This is a genomic window from Vibrio sp. V19_P1S1T109, from assembly GCF_002241375.1.
Classification (GTDB): Bacteria; Pseudomonadota; Gammaproteobacteria; order Enterobacterales; family Vibrionaceae; genus Vibrio; species Vibrio anguillarum.
On the sequence record NZ_NDIM01000006.1, the window covers coordinates 1 to 4,294 of the forward strand.

Consider the following 4,294-nt stretch of genomic DNA (forward strand, 5'->3'; position numbering starts at 1 on the left):
GGAAAATGTTAACCCCTATTGTTATTAAAGTCAGAGAGTGATATTTAAATCAAAGAATGGAGCTTTTTAAGTATACGGCCAACTTGATTTTTATAGTAACGGTACAGACGTTTCTTATCACGTGGGATTGATGTTATTTGGTTAAGATACAGCCAATCTTTTAAATCATACTCAAGTGCTAGATTACCTCGCTGATAGAAACGTTCAGTCACATCTAATCCCAGTTTTTCTGGGCCATCAATCAGTAAGTTATTCGCTATAAACTGTGGCCAAAACTCTTCACCTAACCCTGCATGATCGCAGGTTTTACTCTCGATATGGTGCTCTTCACTGAGTAGCGCTGCGATCCAATTCAGACATAAAACTTGCTCTGTTGCTGGGTGGCGTGCTTTGTAGCCCGGCTTAAGCGTAAAGTGTAATTCTGGTATCCAGCGATCAGACCAAATGGTCAGGAGATCTCGGGTCAGGCCAAAGTCAAACAGATCGCTTTTATGAAAATGAACCGGATGCCCATAGTGACTCGAAATAAAAAACGTGCTGCTGGTGAGTACCCGCTGAGTCAAAAATTGATAATTCTGTGCTCTGGGGACATCGGCATATTGTTCATACAGCTCAACAAATTGGCGACCTGTCAGCAGGTTATCGGTGCGTAGCTTAACCGCATAAGGCGTTTTTACCGCTTTCAGCCCCATGTGGGTACTGTACATCTGACGGTTATTATTGAGTTTGAGCGGCTGACCGTCATAAAAAACGGTATTTGAGCCGGGATCATCCAATTCCAACACTTGGTCGTAATCAAGGCCATCCAACGGCTGCCCTTTCCAAGTCGACAGAATGATGGTCGATTTAGGAAAAAAGCGACGTATGGAGTTCAAACATTGCTCTGTGATGCCAGCGATTTGCTGGCGACTGGCACTGGCTTGCACTGGCCCCTGCACAACAAAGGTGATCGCTTCATCATCAATCTTGATCATGGTTGTGGTTGCCTCAAAAAGTCCGTGTATTCATCTGGTACGCCACAAAAAATGACCTCATGGCGTGCGATCAAGTGGTAGTGAATATTCAACCCCTTTTGAATGAGTAAATTGTAGAGCGGCGCAATGTATAGCTCGCCTCTCTCCCATTCTTGGCTAGGTCTGGCAACGTATTCACGATACGCCTCCAAGTAATCTTCTTTACGATTGAAGTGATAAAGCCCGGTACTACAGAGATCGGAAATCGGGTTTTTCTCCGCGGTCTGGATCACTTTGGTGCTTCCGGTATGTTCTGGTTTGGCGAAAGACCAATTGTTACCGCTGCCCTGAAACACTTCTAGGTAGCCATCACTGTGTTGGCTAATGTCAGGGAATACAAAATTCGGGCGGAATGTGTCGATGTTAAACACCGTGATCGATCCTTGATAGTCCACGCCTTGCTTTGCTAATTCCTCTAACCCTAAAGTCACCGTTTCGGCTTGGCCGCGAGTTTCTGTATGCAATTCAGCAATGTAAAACTGTTTAATGCCAAGCTGAGAGGCTTTTTCGCGCACAAACGCTGCAGTGTTGTAAACATTGCGCACAATGAACAGAAACGGAGTGTTAGCAAAATACGCAGCAAAGCTGCTGACCGAGTGTTCAAACAGGGTTTGACCGTGGGCTTCAAGCATATATTTGGGCTGGGTATAACCGGCTTTAAAGAAGCGAGAACTCATTCCCGCCATTGGGATCACAATCATTGATCAAGCCTCAATAAAATTTGATGGAGACGGAACGCATTGGCAAATAAGGCATCTTGACGACGGCGATCATCGGCATGCAAAGGCAACATCGATAAGAAAAGTTGAATTTGCATCGCGTAGAGATTTTTCGCCGTGAGGCCAAAAGTCTGTTCAATTAGTTCGATAAAGCCTTGCTGCGTCTCTTTATGTTGGCTCTGCTCTGCAATCTTTAATTCGATCGCTTTGTCGCCAATCTCAACATGGTAGTAACCGGCAATAATCCAATCATACAAACCAAGAATTGAATGGCTCAGCTTAGCTAAATCGTAGCGGATATCACCATACAGTGTTTTCTGCCCGTCAGGTGTCATCCCTCTAGGGTCGATCGTTTTAATTTTGTTGGCTCTGAAGTCATACAAAATATTGCTAAAGCAAAAATCACCGTGCAAGACGCCCAGTAAGGGTTCTCCATTAGGCAGATGTTTTTGGCTATCGCACAGAATTTGCGCGAGCGAGACATCTTGTCCTGCAAATTGCCACTTTTTTTCTAAAGAGATGTGCCGCGATGCACAGAATTCGTTAAGGCGTAAAGTGGTTTTATCGGCAAACAGTATGTCGAGAGTATTGATGGGATCATTCGGCTCGGTAGGTTGCTCAAGGCACAGGCTTAAAAACTCCACTGCGCTGGCTAAGATTTTTTGCCAGATTTGACTCGGCAGCTTGGAAAAAACGAATAACTCATTCAGCGCAGTGAGGTAGAGATATTCTAAGCGATAGGAAATTTTCCCCTCGCTGTTTTGACTACCTAAATATTGTGGGATGAAACCACGCATTGTCATCGGCAGATTGTCAAACCAGTAAGCTTCAGCAGCTATTTTTTGGTTCTTTATGCTCGATTTTTCAATCCATTTGGCGGTTATAGTGAGCTCATTAAAGGCGCGCTGAGTTGTGAATTCAGCTTTGGAATGATAGTAAGTATTCACATGACCAAAATCGAGCCAGCCAATCGAGTTGACGGCACTTAAGCCTACGTTTTTATGATAGCGGTTAAGACCAGCAATAAATTGCCACTCACTCTGTGTAATACTGCGAACCAGTTCACGTGGGAGGCTGAATTTAAAGTAGCCATCGATAATCCGCTGACTTTCGCTATTCATTGGAGTGTTGGCATCTTGTAGCCAATCAACTTCATCATTAGTCAATACGGCCCAGTTATAACTGTCTTTCGCGGTGGAAACGCTGACAATATCATCTCCAACAGGAAGTTGGTTAAAAAGCGTATCACCGTAGAGGATGTGCAGTGGTGCATTAAGTGAGTGGCCACTAATATTGAGTGCAGCAACCAAAGAAGCGCCAAGGCTCAGTCCATCAGGCGTAGCGATAATCGTCACCTGATGCTGTTCAAGCCACTGACTGTCGATTTCTGAGATAGCATAAGATTCAGGCAAAGAGAGATAGACTTTTAAGCCTTGTGGTGCCAAAGCGACTTGATGCTGAAACAGGCGACGATTGCCTAAAGGTAGAAAGCTAGGTGGAATACGCCCAAATTCAGATTCCAATTCTTGCCCGACGTAGGCACCAGACATTATCAGGAACATGATTTTTCCTTCTCGAAGAGTTGGTGGATCTCTTCCAAACTCATTGAGGAAAATTCGGTAGGGCGCACGGCGCGATCATCAATATAAAAGCCGTCGTGCCCACACCAAGGTTTGCCCACTAAAATTTCATCATACGGAACTTGGTGTTTATCCAGCCACTCAGTAATGATAGGAAGAGTATGGATATTGATTTTACCGACGTTACCTTCATAAGTGCGCATATTACGCGCCGTTGAAATCACAATCTCAAACCCCTTTTGCTTATAATTGCGCAGTTGTTCAATCACATCCATTCTCGGTAGGACGTTTTTATAATCGGAAGTATTGGCTTGAGTTAGTGTCCCATCAAGATCAACAATTAGTCGTTTCATTAAGAGTATTCTCTTTATAAATCTAAATATTCAAGTGTTTTGGCAAGAGCGCCACGGTTTTGTTCTACGATTTGATAACCCTGCTTGCCGCGATGAATACGCTGTTTGTTATCAGTGAACCATTCACAAAGCATTTGTGCAATTTGCTCTGCATCTTGTGTGATCACACAAGCATCGGCTTGATTGAGGGCTTGAGTGATTTCACTGAAGTTGTAATAGCTTGGGCCAGTCAACATGGGTAAACCAAGCGCAGCTGGCTCGAGTAAATTATGCCCACCGACTTTGTCACCCGCTAAGCTTCCGCCCATAAAGCAAATGTCAGCAGATCCCATGAGTACTAGCATCTCCCCCATAGTATCAGCTAGATAGACCTGTACTTCTGGATCGAGTTTATTCTCTGTTTGAGTTCGCCGCACACTCATAAATTGTGTTTTACATAACTCAAAAACAGCATTAAATCGCTCAGGGTGGCGCGGAACAAGCATAAGCAGTGCGCTAGGGTGTGCTTTAAGTACTTTGGCATGAGCGGCTAACACTTGTTCATCTTCACCTTGGTGAGTGCTGGCTGCAATCCAAACTGGGCGCGCACTCCCTAGATGAGATCTTAACTGCTTGCCTCTTTGTATGAT

5 protein-coding genes are annotated in these 4,294 nt (G+C 44.5%); all 5 read right to left on the bottom strand.

Annotated features, from left to right (window positions below; translation table 11 throughout):
• Positions 1-44 precede the first annotated feature (44 nt).
• The gene (locus tag B9J87_RS00450; RefSeq protein WP_094149163.1) at positions 45-974 is read right to left on the bottom strand and encodes a WavE lipopolysaccharide synthesis family protein; all 930 of its coding nucleotides are present in this window, start codon (positions 972-974) and stop codon (positions 45-47) included.
• A complete protein-coding gene (locus B9J87_RS00455; RefSeq protein WP_094149164.1) occupies positions 971-1,714 on the bottom strand; it encodes a glycosyltransferase family 2 protein in 744 nt (247 codons plus the stop codon). Before B9J87_RS00455 ends, B9J87_RS00450 begins: the two co-directional genes overlap by 4 nt.
• Complete coding sequence (locus tag B9J87_RS00460; protein WP_094149165.1) at positions 1,711-3,294, bottom strand: capsular biosynthesis protein; 1,584 nt, start codon at positions 3,292-3,294, stop codon at positions 1,711-1,713. The genes B9J87_RS00455 and B9J87_RS00460 overlap by 4 nt, the downstream gene beginning before the upstream one ends.
• Entirely contained in the window at positions 3,285-3,665 is a 381-nt protein-coding gene (locus B9J87_RS00465) for an HAD-IIIC family phosphatase (RefSeq protein WP_088732963.1), read from the bottom strand. The genes B9J87_RS00460 and B9J87_RS00465 overlap by 10 nt, the downstream gene beginning before the upstream one ends.
• Positions 3,666-3,679: 14 nt before the next feature.
• Positions 3,680-4,294: glycosyltransferase (locus B9J87_RS00470; RefSeq protein WP_141201522.1), on the bottom strand; the 615-nt coding region annotated here is incomplete at its 5' end.